Annotated in this window: 21 protein-coding genes and 1 tRNA gene; 3 read left to right on the top strand and 19 right to left on the bottom strand. The window is 69.0% G+C overall.

Annotated elements, in window-relative coordinates:
• Window positions 1–36: 36 nt before the first annotated feature.
• Window positions 37–474: a nuclear transport factor 2 family protein gene (locus tag AAGI91_07520; protein MEM1042464.1), complete on the top strand. Its 438-nt coding sequence runs from the start codon at window positions 37–39 to the stop codon at window positions 472–474.
• Window positions 475–550: 76 nt separating this feature from the next.
• Here AAGI91_07520 and AAGI91_07515 read toward each other — a convergent pair whose 3' ends face one another.
• The 6 genes from AAGI91_07515 to AAGI91_07490 all read right to left on the bottom strand — a co-directional run bounded on the left by AAGI91_07515 (window position 551) and on the right by AAGI91_07490 (window position 5,146).
• Complete coding sequence (locus AAGI91_07515; GenBank protein MEM1042463.1) at window positions 551–724, bottom strand: hypothetical protein; 174 nt, start codon at window positions 722–724, stop codon at window positions 551–553.
• A 37-nt stretch (window positions 725–761) separates the two neighbouring features.
• Window positions 762–932 carry a 50S ribosomal protein L33 gene (rpmG, locus tag AAGI91_07510; GenBank protein MEM1042462.1) on the bottom strand — a complete coding sequence of 57 codons (171 nt, stop codon included), beginning with the start codon at window positions 930–932 and terminating at the stop codon, window positions 762–764.
• A 35-nt stretch (window positions 933–967) separates the two neighbouring features.
• Window positions 968–1,204, bottom strand: coding sequence for a 50S ribosomal protein L28 (gene rpmB, locus AAGI91_07505; protein MEM1042461.1), 237 nt, complete (start codon window positions 1,202–1,204; stop codon window positions 968–970).
• A gap of 258 nt (window positions 1,205–1,462) precedes the next feature.
• Window positions 1,463–2,704 (bottom strand): hypothetical protein, encoded by a 1,242-nt coding sequence (locus AAGI91_07500; protein MEM1042460.1) that lies wholly within the window; start codon window positions 2,702–2,704, stop codon window positions 1,463–1,465.
• Window positions 2,705–2,796: 92 nt separating this feature from the next.
• Complete coding sequence (locus tag AAGI91_07495; GenBank protein MEM1042459.1) at window positions 2,797–3,738, bottom strand: tetratricopeptide repeat protein; 942 nt, start codon at window positions 3,736–3,738, stop codon at window positions 2,797–2,799.
• Between the two features lie 139 nt (window positions 3,739–3,877).
• Complete coding sequence (locus AAGI91_07490; GenBank protein MEM1042458.1) at window positions 3,878–5,146, bottom strand: FtsX-like permease family protein; 1,269 nt, start codon at window positions 5,144–5,146, stop codon at window positions 3,878–3,880.
• Window positions 5,147–5,325: 179 nt separating this feature from the next.
• Between AAGI91_07490 and AAGI91_07485 the strand changes: the two genes are divergently transcribed.
• Together AAGI91_07485 and AAGI91_07480 are read left to right on the top strand one after the other, a co-directional pair.
• A complete protein-coding gene (locus tag AAGI91_07485; protein MEM1042457.1) occupies window positions 5,326–6,033 on the top strand; it encodes a hypothetical protein in 708 nt (235 codons plus the stop codon).
• Window positions 6,034–6,159: 126 nt separating this feature from the next.
• On the top strand, window positions 6,160–8,190 hold the full coding sequence (locus tag AAGI91_07480; protein ID MEM1042456.1) for a GMC family oxidoreductase: 2,031 nt from the start codon (window positions 6,160–6,162) through the stop codon (window positions 8,188–8,190).
• A gap of 7 nt (window positions 8,191–8,197) precedes the next feature.
• On the opposite strand, the gene AAGI91_07475 is transcribed toward AAGI91_07480, so the two are convergent.
• The 13 genes from AAGI91_07475 to pyrH all read right to left on the bottom strand — a co-directional run bounded on the left by AAGI91_07475 (window position 8,198) and on the right by pyrH (window position 16,787).
• Complete coding sequence (locus tag AAGI91_07475) at window positions 8,198–8,848, bottom strand: tetratricopeptide repeat protein (GenBank protein ID MEM1042455.1); 651 nt, start codon at window positions 8,846–8,848, stop codon at window positions 8,198–8,200.
• Between the two features lie 235 nt (window positions 8,849–9,083).
• On the bottom strand, window positions 9,084–9,662 hold the full coding sequence (locus AAGI91_07470; GenBank protein ID MEM1042454.1) for a DinB family protein: 579 nt from the start codon (window positions 9,660–9,662) through the stop codon (window positions 9,084–9,086).
• Between the two features lie 83 nt (window positions 9,663–9,745).
• Window positions 9,746–10,216 carry an SWIM zinc finger family protein gene (locus tag AAGI91_07465; GenBank protein ID MEM1042453.1) on the bottom strand — a complete coding sequence of 157 codons (471 nt, stop codon included), beginning with the start codon at window positions 10,214–10,216 and terminating at the stop codon, window positions 9,746–9,748.
• Between the two features lie 194 nt (window positions 10,217–10,410).
• A complete protein-coding gene (locus AAGI91_07460) occupies window positions 10,411–10,920 on the bottom strand; it encodes a GNAT family N-acetyltransferase (GenBank protein MEM1042452.1) in 510 nt (169 codons plus the stop codon).
• A 45-nt stretch (window positions 10,921–10,965) separates the two neighbouring features.
• Complete coding sequence (locus AAGI91_07455; GenBank protein MEM1042451.1) at window positions 10,966–11,169, bottom strand: hypothetical protein; 204 nt, start codon at window positions 11,167–11,169, stop codon at window positions 10,966–10,968.
• Between the two features lie 246 nt (window positions 11,170–11,415).
• Window positions 11,416–12,036, bottom strand: a complete 621-nt coding sequence (locus tag AAGI91_07450; protein ID MEM1042450.1) for an SGNH/GDSL hydrolase family protein — start codon at window positions 12,034–12,036, stop codon at window positions 11,416–11,418.
• On the bottom strand, window positions 12,033–13,295 hold the full coding sequence (coaBC, locus tag AAGI91_07445; protein MEM1042449.1) for a bifunctional phosphopantothenoylcysteine decarboxylase/phosphopantothenate--cysteine ligase CoaBC: 1,263 nt from the start codon (window positions 13,293–13,295) through the stop codon (window positions 12,033–12,035). The genes AAGI91_07450 and coaBC overlap by 4 nt, the downstream gene beginning before the upstream one ends.
• 53 nt (window positions 13,296–13,348) lie before the next feature.
• Window positions 13,349–13,651, bottom strand: coding sequence for a DNA-directed RNA polymerase subunit omega (locus tag AAGI91_07440; GenBank protein ID MEM1042448.1), 303 nt, complete (start codon window positions 13,649–13,651; stop codon window positions 13,349–13,351).
• Between the two features lie 31 nt (window positions 13,652–13,682).
• Entirely contained in the window at window positions 13,683–14,243 is a 561-nt protein-coding gene (gene gmk, locus AAGI91_07435) for a guanylate kinase (protein ID MEM1042447.1), read from the bottom strand.
• 41 nt (window positions 14,244–14,284) lie between these two features.
• Window positions 14,285–15,160 (bottom strand): YicC/YloC family endoribonuclease, encoded by an 876-nt coding sequence (locus AAGI91_07430; protein MEM1042446.1) that lies wholly within the window; start codon window positions 15,158–15,160, stop codon window positions 14,285–14,287.
• Window positions 15,161–15,245: 85 nt separating this feature from the next.
• Window positions 15,246–15,333, bottom strand: a tRNA-Ser gene (locus AAGI91_07425).
• 90 nt (window positions 15,334–15,423) lie between these two features.
• Window positions 15,424–15,993 (bottom strand): ribosome recycling factor, encoded by a 570-nt coding sequence (gene frr, locus AAGI91_07420; protein ID MEM1042445.1) that lies wholly within the window; start codon window positions 15,991–15,993, stop codon window positions 15,424–15,426.
• Window positions 15,990–16,787 carry a UMP kinase gene (gene pyrH / locus AAGI91_07415; protein MEM1042444.1) on the bottom strand — a complete coding sequence of 266 codons (798 nt, stop codon included), beginning with the start codon at window positions 16,785–16,787 and terminating at the stop codon, window positions 15,990–15,992. Before pyrH ends, frr begins: the two co-directional genes overlap by 4 nt.
• Between the last annotated feature and the right edge of the window lie 29 nt (window positions 16,788–16,816).

Here is a 16,816-nt window from a genome sequence, read left to right as displayed (position 1 = left end):
CTAAGCGTTTAGCATCCTCACGAGACCCCGCCTGCCATGCGCCGCTCGCTTCTTGCCCTCGCTCTGCTCGCCGCCGTCGCGCTCACCGCCGCCTCCATCCTGCCTCCTGAGCCGGACGACGAGGAGCACGCCGTCCGCGCCGCCATCGAGTTCTACTTCCAGGGCCACGCCACCGGCGACGGCACCCACTTCGAGCAGGTCTTCCACCCCGAGTCCGAGCTGATGTGGATGCGCGACGGCGCGTTCAACCAGCGGACCAGCGCCGACTACATCGGCGGGGCGCGCGGCGTCCCGGCCGACGACGAGGCCGACCGCGCCCGCCGCATCACCGACATCGACATCACCGGCGACGCGGCCGTCGTCCGTCTCGAACTGGACTATCCCGGTGCCCTCATCACCGACTACATGTCCATGCTGAAGGTCGACGGGCGGTGGCAGATCGTGAACAAGATCTTCCACGTCGAGCCGAAGTAGTGCCGTTGGGCTCGGCACAAAAAAGAGGCAGCCCCCGTCAGAGGCTGCCTCTCGCTGTTCGGTGTGAACCGGGCCTTCAGCTGCGCGCGGCCTTCAACTCGTCTTGGACCTGCGAGGCCTCGACCATCTTCTGGCGGAACTCGTAGTGCCCGTTCTGCTTCTTCGAGGCCATGATGACCTTCGCCATGCTGCGCGCGCTGGCGTCGGCTCCACGGTTGGTGCGCTGGTTCTTGGAAACTTTCTTCGCCATAGGTCCGGGTGGTCAGGGGGCGCCGGAGCGCTCGGGTTTACTTGATCTCGCGGTGGAGCGTGTGCTTGCGGAGAACGGGGTTGTATTTGCGCAGTTCCAGCCGCCCAGTCGTGTTGCGGCGGTTCTTGGTCGTGGAGTAGCGCGAGGTGCCCGGTGCTTCGGTGCACTCGAGGGTCACCTGGTGGCGAACGTCTTTGCCTTTGGCCATGACAGCGTCGGGTTAGCGGTGGGAGGGGCGGAAGCTCAGATGCGGACGCCCTGGGCGCGAGCCTCCTTGAGCACGGCCGAGACCCCCTTCTTGTTGATCGTCTTGATCGTCTGCGCCGAGACGCGCAGCGTCACCCAGCGGTCCTCCTCGGGAATGTAGAACCGTTTCTTCTGGAGGTTCACGTTGAAGCGCCGCCGGACTTTGTTGTTGGCGTGCGAGACGTGGTTGCCCGACATCGGGCCTTTGCCGGTGAGTTGATCTTTGCGCGCCATCGGGGTAGGGGCGGGATAGTTGTGCGAAAGCAGAAGAGGAAGGTAGCCCACTCCTCCGGCCGAGCGCAACCCTGCGAGCCGCCCAACCATCCAGAAGCGTGCGGATTTCGGGTTAAGGCGGTCTGTAGCGATACGGTAAAGCACGGCTCGGCCGGCCCCCTGTAAACGGGGAGCGCCGGCAGCGATATGCTCGCTACCGGCGCCCCCCTTCCCTTCTTCCCTTCACCATGGAAGAATCGTCCTGCAGAGTGGTTTTCTTTAGAACAAGCCGAATCGGACCTGCACCAGGTGGTTGTAGCGCTCGAGCTGTCCTGGCAGGCGGCCGTCCTCGACACCGTAAAATACGTAATCCAGACGGAAGAACGACGTGTGGATGCCGGTCCCGAAGGTCGGGTAGCCCTGGCTGATGCCCAGGCGCAGCGCCAGCAGCCCGGCCACGGTCGCCTGCCCGCCGAGGCGGAACTTGGAGAGGAACGGCTGCTGCACCTCCGAGGTGGACCGGCTCAGGTAGTCCAGCGCCACGCCGAGGTCACCGAGCACCGGCAGCGAGGGGATCGCCGGGTGCCGGTAGGCCGCCCCGAGCCGGACCGCCGGCTCGCCGTCGCGCCCGTCGAGCACGCTCAGGATGTTCTGGACCTCGGCGTCGTCGGTCGCGGCGTCGCCGCCGGTGAGGTCGAGGGCGCGGAAGAGGTCGTAGCTGAAGTTGCCGCCGACGAGGTCGTAGACCGCAAGGCCGAAGTCGAGCGAGCCCGGCAGCGTGGCCACGGCGTCCGTGTACTGGAGGCCGAGGTCGAAGGTGACCGTGGAGCCGTTGACGAAGTAGAGCTGCTCGTTGTCCGGGTCGATGGCGAGAAAGTCCTTGTTCTTGTACCCGATGTAGCGGCGGACGTACTTGCCCGTGATGCCGACCGAGAGGTTGGTCGTCGGCACGGCCGCTGCGCCGGAGAGCGCGACGATGGCGTCGGACTGGCTGAAGAGGTCGAGCACCGGGATGCCGGTACCGTTGTCCTCAAAGCGGTAGCGCGTCGTGTTGTGCGCGAAGAGCCCGGCCCCGACCGCGTAGTTGCCGAACCCGACCATCACCGACGGCAGGAGGGCGGCGGCCTGTCCAACCGTCGGGCGGCGGCCCTGCGCCAGCGCGTCGGTGAACAGCGCCCGGTTCTCCTCCGTCAGCGGCACGTCGATCCCGTCGTCAAGCGCGGGGCTGACGCGGTCCGTGACGAAGCTGAGGTCGTCGAAGAACTTGCTGTTCAGCTCTCCCTGGACGCCGAGGATGTCGATGCGCGGCTTGGCCAGCCCGGCACTCGCCAGGTGCGCCGGGTTGTAGAAGAACGCCGTCTCAGGCCCCGAGAACGCGACCCCGGCATCGCCCATGCCGAGCACTTGCGAGGACGGCACGGCGGCGCGGGCGTACTGGTCGTACCGCTGCGCCTGCGCCGGAAGGCTGAGCACAGCCGCGAGGACGAGGGTGAGCGTGATGCGGAGTGGAGCGTTGGGCATGGCAGGGCGGGGTGGACCTGGAGAATGGGCGGGGCGGCGTCGCGCAGTCGCGAGGCACCGCCCCCCAGCTATCGGCGTGCAGGCGAGTGGGTTTAATCGCAGAAACGACTCACGTCCTCCTGGAAGGTCACGTACAGTTCGAGGGCCTCGTCGCGCAGGTCTTCCAGCGTCTCGCTGCCGTCGTCGAAGACGAGCAGGTCAATCGAGAACAGCGCCTGCCCGACGTCGGCGACGCGCCCGTCGATCCGGTCGTAGAGCAGGTCGAGCGTCGGCTCGTCGGCCACGCAGAACCCGAGCCGCCGGTTGTCCTCAGAGCCGACGAGATACCAGTCCACGGGGAGGTCGGGCTGCTCGAAGATGCCGCTGTAGGCGTCGAGGATGAGGCCGACGGCGTTGAGCTGGAGCGCCGTCCGCACGAGGTTCTGGTCGCCGTCAAAGGTGTCGTAGATCTCCTGCGACGCCGCGGCTCGGTCGTAGACCACCTCGCCGTCCACGATAGCTTCGCAAGGGCTCAGGGCGAGGAGCTGGGACGGCAGCACCGACCCGTCTGCGCCGCCGAGCAGTTCCCTCACCCGCTCAAGCGTCGGGAGCGACGCGATGATGTCGCCGTACCCTCCGAACTCGGTCGGGTCGAACACCTCGCGGTCGGTCTCGCTGGACGTGTAGGAGCAGGCCTCGACCTGCGAGCGCGAGGCGAACGGTGCGCGGAAGCCGCCCTCGGCGCTCTCGGTCGCGTCGGAGATGAAGTTGGAGACCTGGCTGATGAGATCGACCGAGTTCAGCCCGTCGCGCTGCATGAGCGTCGTGGCGAGTTCGAGGCGGACGACGGCGTTCGCGGGGTCCTCGGCGAAGGCCTCTTCGAGGAGTTCGACGGCGCGCTCGAAGTCGCCATTGGCGCGGGCGAAGCGGGCGTCGTCGACGAGGTTCTCGACGCTGCCGCCCTCGCTGTAGGCTCCGTCGAGGAGGTTACAGCCGGAGACGGTGAGCGCCACCGCGAGGGCCGAGGCGATGAGGGTGTGTTTGAATCGCAGCATGAGGGTCAGGCTAAAATGAGAGGCAAAGGGGCTGATACCGGCGTATCGCGTCGCGCTGAGAGGTCCTGAAAGGGAGTCTTTTACCCCCCCGCCATTGTAACCTTTTTGCACCGTGCCTGCAAGCCCACAAACCTCTCGCCTACCCGCTCCGAACGGCGTGGGCCGGCTCCACGGCCGCCGCCCGCGCCGCCGGATACAGCGCTGCCGCCGCGCACAGCCCGACCGCGACCGCCACAATCGCCACCACGTCCCAGGCGCGGACGGCGACGGGGTAGGCGTCGATGATGAACGCCTCGGCCTGGGCGAGGGGGACGAGGCCGAAGTGCTGCTGCGCGAGCGCCAGCCCGAGCCCGAGCGCGAGGCCGAGCCCGCTCCCGATCGCGCCGACGAGCAGCCCTTCGAGCAAGAAGATGCGCCGGATGTCCGCCCGCGACGCGCCCATCGCCTGGAGCGCCCCGAGGTCGCGCCGCTTCTCGATCACGATCATCGTGAGGCTGCCGACGATGTTGAAGGCGGCGACGACGATGATGAGCAGGAGCACGAACGACGCACCCCACTTTTCGAGCCGCATCACGTCGTAGAGCGAGCGCTGGAGGTCGTACCAGGTCTGCACCCGCGCGGTCTGCCGGAGGCGCTCTACGAGGGCGGCCTTGACCGCGTCGGCGCGCTCCAGGTCGTCGAGGCGAAGCTCGATCCCGGTGACCTGGCCGGGGAGGCGGAAGAGGCGCTGCGCCTCGGAGAGTTCGACGAAGACGTGGCTGGCGTCGTAGACCGGCTCGATCTCGTAGAGCCCGCGCACGGTGAACGGCCGCGATGGCGGCAGCCCGAGTGGCTGCGTGAGGAGGCGCTCGATGCCCGGTGCCGAGAGCAGCGAGACGCGGCTGCCCGACTCCGTCGAGACGCCCGCGTAGAGCCCGAGCCGAAGGCCGAGGCCTGCCCCGAGCACGATCCCCGCCTCGTCGCCCGTGCGCGCGAGGTCGAACGTGCCCGAGAGCGCCGCGCCTGCTGGGCTGCCCGCCGCGAGGCTGTCGCTGAAGGCGGCGGCGTCCACGCCCCGCACCACGACGACCTGCGTCTCGTTCGGCGCGCCGCTGTAACTCAGGAGCGCCTTGCCCTCGACGTACGCCGTCGCCGACTCGACGTGCTCCAGCGAGCGCGCCAGGCCGAGGAGCGAGTCGGCCCCGGCGAGCGCGCGGCCCTCGGCGGACTCGATGCGGACGTGGGGGTCGAACGACACGAGGAGGTCGCGCACGATGTCGTAGAACCCGTTCATCACCGAGAGCACGACGACGAGGGCCGCCACGCCGAGGCTGACGCCGGCGACCGAGAGGCTGCTGATGACCGAGACGAGGGTGACGCGCCGCGAGGTGGCGAGGTAGCGGCGGGCGATGAGGAAGCGGTAGTTCAAACGACGAATGATGGGCGACGAACGACAAGTCCGAAGCTACGAACGACACCTGCAGGGGCAAACGGTGCCCGCCCTGTCCATATTGGCGACGGCCGGGGATGCTGCGGTGGGAAAGCCCGTGCCCCACGAACAAATCCGCGCAGCCTCGGGTAGGCTCGCCCCGACCCGTCGCCGCGCCGATGCCCCGCCTGGTTTTCCTCGTCCTCGCCCTCACGGCTGCCGCGCAGGCGCAGCCCCTGCCGGAGCCGCTGCCGGACGCACCCCCCGAGGCGCTCGGCGAGTACGGCAACGGCATCGGGGCGTCGCTGATGCTGACCAACTTCGGGTTCGGTCTCGGGGCGCTCTACCGCAACGCCCTCAGCGAGACGACCTCGCTCACGGTCGAGTTCAGCGCGAGCGCGGGCAAGGACGAGCGCGAGCAGGAGTTCTTCATCGGCTTCTTCGGCGACACCGTGGTGCCGTTCAAGCGGAGCTACTTCCTCGTCGCCCCGCTCCACGTCGGCATCGAGCAGCGCCTCTTCCGCGCGTCGATCGAGGACAGCTTCCGGCCGTTCGTGCACGTCCTGGCCGGGCCATCGGCGGGCTTCCAGTGGCCCTACTTCGAGGACCAGAACAACAACGGCATCCGCGAGACGGACGAGCGCAAGCTGGGCGCGCTCAGCGGGCTCAACGAGGGCAGCTTCCAGCTTGGCGTCGGGGCGACGCTCGCCTTCGGGGCCTACTTCGGCGAGAGCCGCCGCGCCACGCAGGGCTTCCGGATCGGCTACGTCGGCTCGTACTTCTTCGAGCCGGTCGACCTGCTCGAACTGCGCCCCGAGGTCGAGAGCCCGACCAGGCAGTTCTTCGGCACGCCGGTTGTTAGTCTCTATCTCGTGCGGTTGTTTTAGCGCTGAAGATTCAGGGCTCGGAGGCGAGCGCCCGGCTGAAACAAAAAGACACTCGGCCTGGGGCCCCGGACTCCCGGCCCGGAAGTTGTCGTATACTGCGCGGCCTGTTAACGCTGTTAAGAATCTATGACGCTGACGCCTTCTCGACGCGACGCCCTCTGCGCAGCCTGCGACGCCCTCGTGCCCTCAATCCAGCGCGAGCATGACCCGCACGGCTTCTGGGCGCGCCGGGCCTCCGACCTCGACGTGCCCGGCCTCTTCGCGGACCTCATTGGGACGCTCCCGGCGGCGCAGCAGAAGGAGTTCGGTCAGCTCCTCGACCTCCTCGGCTCGCGCCTGCTCGGGCTGACCTGGGGCGGCCCGCCGAAGCCAATCACGGCGCTCTCGGCGGTCCAGCGCGAGACACTCCTCCAGCGGTGGTCGCTCTCGCCGATCCCGCCGCTCCGGAAGGGCTTCGCGAGCCTGAAGAACGCGACGGCGCTGCTGTTCTACGGCTACGCCGAGGCCGGACAGCCCAACCCGAACTGGCCCGCCATCGGCTACCCCGGCCCGCCCGCGGAGCCGCCGGCGTTCGAGCGCGCCATCGAGCCGCTCGCGCCGGAGCGCGACCTCACGCTCTCGTGTGAGACGGTGATCGTCGGGAGCGGGGCGGGGGGCGGCGTCGTGGCGGGCGAACTGGCCGCGGCCGGGCAGGACGTGATCGTGGTCGAGAAGGGGCCGTACGTGGACCGCGACGCGTTCGCGCAGCGCGAGACGGAGGCGATGGAGCGGCTCTACGAGCAGCAGGGCGCGCTCACCACGAAGAGCGGCTCGGTCAGCGTCCTCGCCGGAAGCTGCCTCGGCGGCGGGACGACGGTCAACTGGGCCGGGGCGTTTCGCACGCCGGACTACATCCTCCGGCAGTGGGCCGACAGGCACAGCGCCCCCCATTTCCGCAGCCCGGCGTTCCAGCGGAGCTTCGACGCGCTCGAAGACGACTTCCACATCGGCGTGGACCCGGGCACGCGCGACAACCCGCAGAACCGGGCGCTCCGCGAGGGCTGCGAGGCGCTGGGCTACCACGTCGCCGACATCCCGCGCAACCAGCGCCCGCCCGAGACCGAGGCCGAGTGGCAGCGCCTCGGCTTCGCCCCCTTCGGCGACCGCGACGGGCTGAAGCAAAGCACGCTCCGCACGAGCCTCCACCGCGCCGTCCGGCACGGTGCCCGCATCCTCGCCGAGACGACCGTCGAGCGCGTCGTGATCGAAAACGGGCGGGCGACGGGCCTCGTCGGGGTCTACGCGCCCGAAGGCGGGCCGCGCGTGCGCGTCACGGTTCGGGCCGACCGCGTCGTCGTCGCGGCGGGCTCGATCCACACGCCGGCGCTCCTGATGCGCAGCGGGGTTGAGCACCCGCACCTCGGGCGGCACCTCTTCTTCCACCCGACCGTCGCCGTCGCCGCCCGCTACCCGGAGCCGATGGAGCCGTGGTACGGCCCGATGATGAGCGTCGTCTCGAGCGAGTTCTCGAAGCTCGACGACCTCTACGGGCCGAAGCTGGAGACGCCGCCGGCGCACGCGGGCATCCTCGGCCTCGCGCTGCCGTGGCGCTCCGGCGCGCAGCACAAGGCCACGATGCAGCACGCCGCCCACCTCGGCTCGTTCATCGTCCTCACCCGCGACCGCGACGGGGGCCGCGTCGAGGCCGACAAGAACGGGCAGCCGGTCTTGCGGTACGCCCTCAGCAGCTACGACCGCAACCACCTGCTGCGCGGCATCACCGAGGCGTGCCGGATCCACCTCGCCGCCGGGGCCGAGGAGGTCTTCTTCCCGCACAACTCCGCGCCGGTCTACCAGCGCGTCCACGGCGAGGTCGAGTTGGAGAAGCTGCTGGCGAGCCTGCCGGGCTGGGGCTGGAAGGCGAACCGGTTCCCGCTCTTCACCGCGCACCAGATGGGGACCTGCCGCATGGGCGGCGACGCGGCGCGCCACCCCGTCCAGCCCGACGGCGCGGTGCGCGGCGTGGCCGGCCTCTACGTCGCCGACGCGAGCTGCTTCCCCGAGTCCAGCGGCGTCAACCCGATGCTCTCGGTGATGGCCATCGCCCACCACACGGCGCAAGGCCTGAAGACCACCTCGGCACGACCGGCGCGCCGGCCTGCGGCTGCAGCCGCCTGACCAGCGGCTAGCTCGTCGCGGTCGCAGGACGGAGGGCGGCCAGCCGCTGCTGCGCCTGCTCGGCAAGCTCGGTGTCCGGTTCGGCGAGCGATAGGTACTGCTCGAAGTCGGCCACGGCAGCGTCGGTCTGGCCGGTCATCTCGTAGAGCTGTCCGCGCTCGAAGTAGTAGAACGCGAAGTCGGGCCGGAGCGCGATGCTCTCGGTGAGCGCCTCGATGCCGGCACCGTACTGTTCGAGGTGCATGTGGGCCACGGCGCGCAGGTAGTGCGCCCGCCGCCGGTCCTCGACCGGCAGCCCTTCCGTCCGAGCGGCCTCCACGAGGTCCTCGATCCCGGGCTCGAAGCGGCCGAGTTGGAGGCGGCTGGAGCCCCGGAAATAGTAGGCCCACGCCCCGCCGGGGTCGAGGTCAATCGCCCGGTCGAGGTCGGCCACGGCGTTCTCGAACTGCCCCATCGCCCAGTAGGCGCGCCCGCGCCCGAGGAAGGCGTCGGCCCGCTCCGCGTCGGCGGCGATCGCCCGGTCGAAGTGCTCGACGGCCTCGGTGTAGCGGAGCCGGTTCATCGCCCGGTCGCCCTGGCGGACGGCCGTCTCGACGAGGTCAGAGGCGCACGCCGCGAGTCCGGCAGCGAGAAACAGAAGCAGGGCGAGACGAGGCATGGGCACCGAGGGACGAGAGGCTGAAGCTTGTTATGAAGCTCGTCCGATGGTCCCGAAAACGCGGCAGTGGGCGCTGAGACCGCAGACGACGGACCGCAGACGGCGGGGCCGTGCTGGGCCTAGCGGTCGGCCGCCCGTGGTCACGAGGCCAGCAGAAAGCTTCGCGGGGGCAACAGATCCATGGTACCCCCTACGCCCTGAGTCTCGGCTCCCCGGCTCGCTTCCTCAAATCGGCTCAGGCGCGCGGGAAGCCTGGGTGCTCGGTGACGCGGAGCGCCTGCCCGAGGTGGCGCTGCTCGTGCCGGACCAGCAGCGTCAGCGCCTCGCCGACGGTGAACCGGATGAGGCCCAGGAGCGGCGACGGAAACGTGCCCGTGTTGAGGTCCTTCCCGTCTGCGTCCTGGATCAGGCCCAGGAGCGCCGCCTGCTGATCAAGGAACCGGCCGAGCGCCCCGGCCTCGGTCGAGGGCCCGCCGCGCCGGGGACGGATCGCCTTCGGCGCTTTCAGCTTCATGCCCGACTCCGGCGAGGCGAACTTGATGAACCACCCGCCGAAGAGCGACGGCCTGAACGGTCCGCCCCCCGGCTCCATCCGCCCGATGGCTTCCGGGAGCGCCCGGCCGTACGCCTTGTCCGCCCTGCGCAGGTGCTCGAAGCAGTCGGCGACGCTCCACACGTCGGGGGCCGGCTTCCAGGTGAGCTGCGCGTCTGTGAGCTCGGCGCGGAGCCGCTCGGCCTCGGCGCGGACCGCTTCGGCGTCGGCGAGGAGGGTACGCAGGTGGGCGTTCGAGAGGGTTGAGGAGACGGTAGTCATAGCGATACCGGATGGTGAGCGATGGGTCAGAGTACGGCACGCTGCCCGGCGGGTGACGCAGCGCCCGTATCTGCACGGATTTCTCACCATCCCTCGGGGCCCCACTCGTCCTCGGGCTGAGCCGGCCGCACCCACGCCGGGTTGATCCGTCCCTCGATCTCAGCCAGAAGCTCCGGGTGCTCGTCGGCCAGTGCGCTCAGCAGGTCGGCCAGTTTCTCCTGTTCGAGCGCTGCCAGCGTTTCGCCGAGCGGAGGCCGCTCCTCGATGGACGGCGGATCGTCGAGGGCGACGAGGAGTGCCGCAACGGCGTGCTTGCACCAACCGCCCCAGTCGTACGGGCAGGAGCAGCGGACCTCGCGGACGCCCTCTCCGTCGAGCGTCACTCGCACCTGATACGGTTTCCATTCGCTGCCGCGGACCTCGGCGGCGAGCGCCTCCCCACGCCGGACCAGCCACCGCACGGCCCCGGTTTCGACATAGTTCACGGCGCGGTCGAACACGTTCTCGGTCGCGTTCGCACGGAGGAGCGGTTCACGGAATGGGAGCGGCCTCATGGGACGCGACGCTAGGATGCATCAAGGCAAGGAACGTCGGCGACGGATTGGTCGCGCAAGACAGCAGCAGAGACTGGTTGGCATATTTCCTCGACAGAAGCTACCGATAGGCATCGTGCCGAGGTCCGACCTGCACGACCTCGGCTACGAGCATGCCATCAGGCACCGGAAGGTGCTGCCGGCCCGCAGGGGTGCTACGCCGGCTCAGCATCGACGCGCTGCTCATACCTCAGGATCAGCCCGCGTGGGTCTGGCTTGCCCGGCCCTACCACCTCAAACCCTGCCTTCTCCAGCACCCGCCGTGACGCTCTGTTCCGCTCCAGGCAGGCCGCCCCGATACGGCGTAGGCCCAACGCCTCCCGGGCGTACCGGACGCAGGCCCGCGCCGCTGCCGTCGCGTACCCTCGCCCCCAGTACGGGACCCCGATCCAATACCCGAGCCCGGCCGTGCCGGCCTCCAGGTCCACACCCACGAGGGTTACCACGCCGACGACCTCGCCGGTGGCGTCGAGCACAGCGAAAGCATAGGACCGACCGGCGGTGCGCTTGTCGACTTCGGAGGCGATCCAGGCCTCGGCCCCTCCGTCGGGGTAGGGGGACGGGACGTTCGAGGTGGCTCCGATGGCGGGATCGGAGGCCAGACGCTGAACGGCCGCAGCATGGTGCTGGCCGATAGGTTCGAGCCGGACGGAAGGTTCGCTCAAGCGGTCACGGGTGGTGTAACAGATGTTATGCAGCCTGGGCACACCTTAGTTGTAGATGACGAGAGTAAACGTAGCGATCACGCCGCAGCCACGAAGGGCTAAAAGCTCCTCCGAACCGATCATCATGCCGCCGTTTATTCGGCCGCTCCCGTCGTAGTACCAGAAAGAGTCCGCCCCGGCAGCCCGAACCGAGAATGAGTCCAGCGTCACTTCGGGACCGAAGAACGAGGCGACGTGGTCCTCAGTCACTCGCCCCACCAGTCTGTCCGAGTCGAGCGGCCGACCAGAAGGCCAAGTCAACGTCTCGCATGACGGACGCTCTGCCTCCCGGTCGCAGGAGGGGAAGTATCTCTCGCAAGCTGACTGCCGCGAGCTGACGCAAGCTCCCAGCACCAGCGAGAGCAGAGTGAAGGCTACGACATGGCGCATTCGTCCAGGGGCTGCCTAACCTGCAATTGAGTGTCGGATGGACGCATGGTACGCCAGTCAGGAGCATTACATGGCCTTCCGACTCGAAGCGCTCAATGCAGCCGTCAGCGCACGTTCGGTCCACGCCGCGTACATCGCGCCCGACGGGTGGAGGCCGTCCTCGGCCGTGAGCGACGGGTCGCCGAAGGCGGTGCGGGAGATGGGGGTGACATCCACGAAGTGCGCGCCCACTCGCTCCGTCTCCTCGCGGACCACCGCGTTGTAGACGTCGATCTCTGCCCCGATCTGCTCGGCGCTCCGGTCGTCCTGCTCGGCGTGGGGCGTCACACCCCAATCTGGAATCGAGAGGACGAGGACACGCCGGGCCTCGCCGCTCGCGAACCCGACGGCGCGGCGCAAGAGCGCCCGAAAGGCAGGGCGAAAGTCGGCCGCGCTGCACCCGTCGTACTGGTCGTTGACGCCGATCAGGAGCGAGACGAGATCGAACCGGTCCTCCACGTCGGCCTCGTCGAGGGCCGCGCCGAGTTCGCCAGTCGTCCAGCCGGTCTGGGCGATGATCGTCGGCGGGGCGACGTCGACGCCGCGTGCCCGAAGCTCGTCGGCCAGCAGGACCGGCCAGCGGACCTCGGGGGCGACCTTCTCGCCAATCGTGTACGAGTCGCCGAGGGCGAGGTAGCGGAGGCTCATGGCGCGACCGGCTCGGCGGCCGGGGCCAGCACGCGGTCGAGGACGGCCTCGGCTACGTCGCACTTCGGGCGCTGCGGGACATCGTGCTGGGAGCCATCGCGCCCGAGGATCGTGACTCGGTTGGTGCCCGGTCCAAAGCCTGCGCCGTCCTCGTTCGCGTGGTTGAGCACGATCCAGTCGAGGTTCTTGCGCTCCAGCTTCCCGCGCGCGTGCGCCGCGCCGTCGTGGGTTTCGAGCGCGAAGCCGACGAGCGTCTGCCCTTCGCGCTTCTGCTGTCCGACCGCCGCGAGGATGTCGGTCGTCCGGCGCATGGGGATCGTCAGGTCGGCCTCGCTCTTTTTGGCCTTCCGGTCGCTCGGCGCGGCAGGCGTGTAGTCGGCCACGGCGGCAGCCATGAGGACGAGGTCGGCCTCGGCGTGCTCCATCACGGCGGCGTGCATCTCGGCCGCGCTCGTCACGTCGATCCGCCGGGCGACGCCGGGCGGTGTACCGAGATGCGTCGGTCCGCTGACGAGGGTTACGTCGGCCCCGCGCCGGGCGGCGGCTTCGGCGAGGGCGTAGCCCATCGTGCCGGTCGAGCCGTTGGTGAGGTAGCGCACCGGGTCGATGACCTCGCGCGTCGGCCCGGCGGTGACGAGGACGGTCTTTCCAGCGAGTGCACCGCTCGCCTGATTATCCCTCTCGCTCAGCTTGGCCGCAATGCGCTCGAACAGCACCGCCGGCTCGGGCAGCCGCCCGGTCCCGACGAGGCCGCTGGCGAGTTCGCCGTGCGCCGGGTCGATCACCTCGATGCCGTCCGCGCGGAGCGTCCGCAGGTTGCGCTGCGTCGCCGGGTGGAGCCACATGTCGTGGTCCATCGCCGGGGCCACCAGGACCGGACAGCGCGCAGAGAGCGCCGTCGCCGTCAGCATGGAGTCGCAGATCCCGGTGGCGAGCTTGGCAAGCGTCGTGGCCGTGGCGGGAGCGACGACGAAGAGGTCGGCCCAGAGGCCGAGGCCGACGTGCTTGGTCCAGCTTCCGTCGGCGTTCTGGGGGAAGATCTCCGTCAGCACCTCGCGCTCGGAGAGGGTGCCGAGCGTGAGCGGCGTGATGAAGCGCGCCGCGTCGGGCGTCATCAGGACCTGCACCTCGGCACCGGCTTTCCTCAGCAGCCGCAGGAGCTCCGCCGCCTTGTAGGCCGCAATCGAGCCGGAGACCCCGAGCACGACCTTTCGGCCGTTCAGATTCTCGTTCCTCGTTCCTCGTTCTTCGTTAGGCATGGGGGTTAGAATCACCAACCAGAAACGAGAAACTAAGAACTAGAAACCTGTCATCACCCCTCTTCCAGCCCGGGGTTGCGGTAGTAGATCTCGTCCTCCATCATCTCCTCGATGGCGACTTCAGTGGGCTTGGCGCGGCGCTCGTATTCGAGCGAGACGCGGAGCTGGTCCTCGTTGGTCCGGATCTCGTCGGTCGGCTCCAGGCCGAAGTCCTCGAAGTAGGAGAGCTTGGTGTCGAGCTCGGCCTTCGTGTGGGTCGCCACCTGGCGAGCGCGCTTCGAGAGGATGACGGTGGCCTCGTAGAGGTTGCCGATTTTCTCGGCGAGGTGCGAGGTGTCGCGGGTCTTAATAGCCATACGGGGCAGCGGTTGTGCGGGGGCGGTCGGTTCAGGCCGCGAGAAACGCGCGCACGAGCGCTACGGTTTCTTCGACGGCCGTGTCGAGGTCGTCGTTGACGACGGTGTGGTCGAACTCGGGTGCGTAGCCCATCTCCAGTTCGGCGCGGGCGAGCCTCGTTGCGATGGCGGCGTCGGCGTCGGTGCCCCGCGCCCGGAGGCGCTCGGCGAGGGCCGCGAGCGAGGGCGGGGCGATGAAAAGCGTGAGGGCGCGGTCGCCGTAGAGGCGCTTCACGTTGAGCGCACCCTTGACGTCAATATCGAGCAGGGCGGCCCGGCTGTCCACGGCCACGCGCTCTAATTCTTGGCGAAGCGTGCCGTAGAACGACCCGCCGTAGACCTCCTCGTACTCCAGAAATGCCCCGTCGGCAATGCGCGACCGGAACGCCTCGTCGGAGAGGAAGAAGTACTCGACCCCGTCCTGCTCCTGCCCGCGCGGCGGGCGCGTCGTCGCCGAGACCGAGAACCGGAGGCCCGGCTCGGCCGCCAAGAGGGCGCGGGCAATCGTCGTTTTGCCGGACCCGCTCGGGGCTGTGAGGACAATGATCTTCATGGGTCGAGGTTGACGTAGTAGGGGCGCAGCGTGCTGCGCCCTTACACGACGTTCTGCACCTGCTCGCGGATTTTCTCCAGCTCCTCCTTCATCGTGACCGCGCGGTGCGCGATGCCGGGGTCGCCCGCCTTCGAGGCAATGGTGTTGATCTCGCGGTTGAACTCTTGGGCGAGGAAGTTGAGGCGGCGCCCGACGGGTTCGTCGCTGCCGAGCGCCTCGCGGAAGAGCGCGAGGTGGGAGCGGAGGCGGACGCACTCCTCGTTCACGTCGAGCCGGTCGGCGAGGAGGGCGATCTCCAGTTCGAGCCGGTCGCGGTCGAGGCGCTCGTCGCCGAGGAGGTCGGCGATGCGCTCGTGCATCGCGGCGCGCGCCGCGACGATGCGGGCCGGCGCGTCGGCCTCGACCGCGTCGAGTTCCGTCTCGATGGCACCAAGCCGGGCGCGGAGGTCGGCGGCGAGCGCGTCGCCTTCCTGCCGCCGCATGGCGAGGTGGGCCTCCAGGGCTTCGGCGAGCGCAGCCTGCGTGGCCTCCCACACGCCCTCCGCCTCGTCCTCCGTCTCGACCGCCACGAGCACGTCGGGAAACCGGAGGACGTGCTCCAGCCCAACAGGCTCGGCGATGCCGGCGGCCTCGCGGACTCTGTCGAGGAGCTGGCGGTAGGCGGCGGCGGCGGCGGCGTCCACCCGGAGCGGGGCCGAGACGGCGGCGCGCTGCGCCTGCACGCTGACGCTGATCTTCCCACGGTCGAGCGCGTCCTTGACCCGGCTCTGTATCTCGGCCTCGTGCTCGGCCAGGCTCCGCGGGGCGCGGACGCTCACGTCGGCGTAGCGCCCGTTGAGCGAGCGGAGCTCGACGGTCACGTCGGCCCCGTCGGCGCTGGCCGTGCCGCGCCCGAAGCCGGTCATGGAGGAGATCATTGGCTGAATGGGTGACTGAGCGATTGGCTGATTGTGCTGCCCGAATCACCCATTCAGCCAATCACCCAATCAGCAAATAAACATGCGGAGAGAGAGGGATTCGAACCCTCGGTACCGGGAACCGGCACACGCGCTTTCCAGGCGCGCCCCTTCAGCCACTCGGGCACCTCTCCGGGGATGGGGAACTAGGAGCGACGAAGATCGGGCAACCTGCTGGGCCTCGCCACTCCGCTCGCCATTCGTCACTCGTAATTCGTCGTTCGTCAGACCGCCATAATATCGGTTTCCTTCTTGCCGAGCATCTCGTCCACCTTGCCGACGTACTCGTCGGTGATCGTCTGGAGCCGGTCCTCGCTCTCGTAGCGCATGTCCTCGCTCAGGCTCTCGGCGTCGGTGGCCTTCTTGATGTCGTCTTTGGCCGAGCGGCGGGCGTTGCGGATCGAGATCTTGGCCTCCTCGCCCTCGGAGCGGGCGGCCTTGGCGAGTTCCTTGCGGCGCTCCTCGGTCAGCGGCGGGATGGCGATGCGGATGAGCGTGCCGTCGTTCGTCGGGTTGAGGCCGAGGTTGGCGGCGGTGATCGCGCGCTCGATGGGGGCGAGCATGCCCTTGTCCCAGGGCTGGATCACGATCAGGTCCGACTGCGGCGCGCTCACGCTGGCGACCTGGTTGAGCGGCATGTGCTGGCCGTAGGCGTCGACCTTCACGTCGTCCACCATGCTCGTCGAGGCCCGCCCGGCGCGGATGTGGTTGAACTGGTGGGCGAGGTGCTCGAGCGCCTTGTGCATGTGCTGGCGCGTCTCGTCCAGGATGACTTTCAGGGTGTCGTCGATCATGACGCAGAGGTAGCGATTGGGGAGGACAGGTCGGAGGGGTCGGCGAGCGTGCTCGTGTCGTCGTCCCACTGGATGAGCGTGCCCTCGCCCGCGTCGCGAAGCACGCGGAGGAGCATGCCGGGCTCATCCATGTTGAAGACGACGATGGGCAGGCCGGACTCCTGGCAGAGCGAGATCGCGGTGAGGTCCATCACCTTGAGGTTGCGGCGGAAGACCTCGTGCCCGCTGATCGTGGCGAAGCGCCGGGCCTCGGGGTCCGTCTCCGGGTCGGCGGTGAAGACGCCGGGGACGCGCGTGCCCTTGAGGACGACCTCCGCGTCGACCTCGGCAGCGCGGAGGCTCGCGGCGGTGTCGGTGGTGAAGTAGGGGTTGCCGGTGCCCGCGCCGAAGATCACCACGCGTCCCTTTTCGAGGTGGCGGATCGCCCGGCGGCGGATGAACGGCTCGGCGATCTCGTCCATCTCGATGGCCGACATGAGCCGGGTGAAGACGCCCTTCTGTTCCAGCGCGTCCTGGAGTGCCATCGCGTTGATCATCGTGGCCAGCATCCCCATGTAGTCGCCGTGGGCGCGCGAGGACATCGCCGCGCCCTCGGGCGAGACGCCCCGGAAGATGTTGCCGCCGCCGACGACGAGGGCGAGCTCGGCCCCGGCCTCGTGCGCCTCCTGCAGCTCCTCCGCGTAGCGGTTCAGCACGCGGTGGTCGATGCCAAAGGGCTTGTCGCCGAGGAGCGACTCGCCGCTGAGCTTGATCAGGACGCGGCGGTAGCGGAGGGGCTGCGAGGAGTCGGCCATGACGAGCGGTGCGCGAGAGGGAGCACTGG

The organism is Bacteroidota bacterium (genome assembly GCA_038746285.1).
Classification (GTDB): domain Bacteria; phylum Bacteroidota; class Rhodothermia; order Rhodothermales; family JANQRZ01; genus JANQRZ01.
Note: the sequence above shows the minus strand (reverse complement) of the source record. Positions and strands in the feature narration are given on the sequence as shown.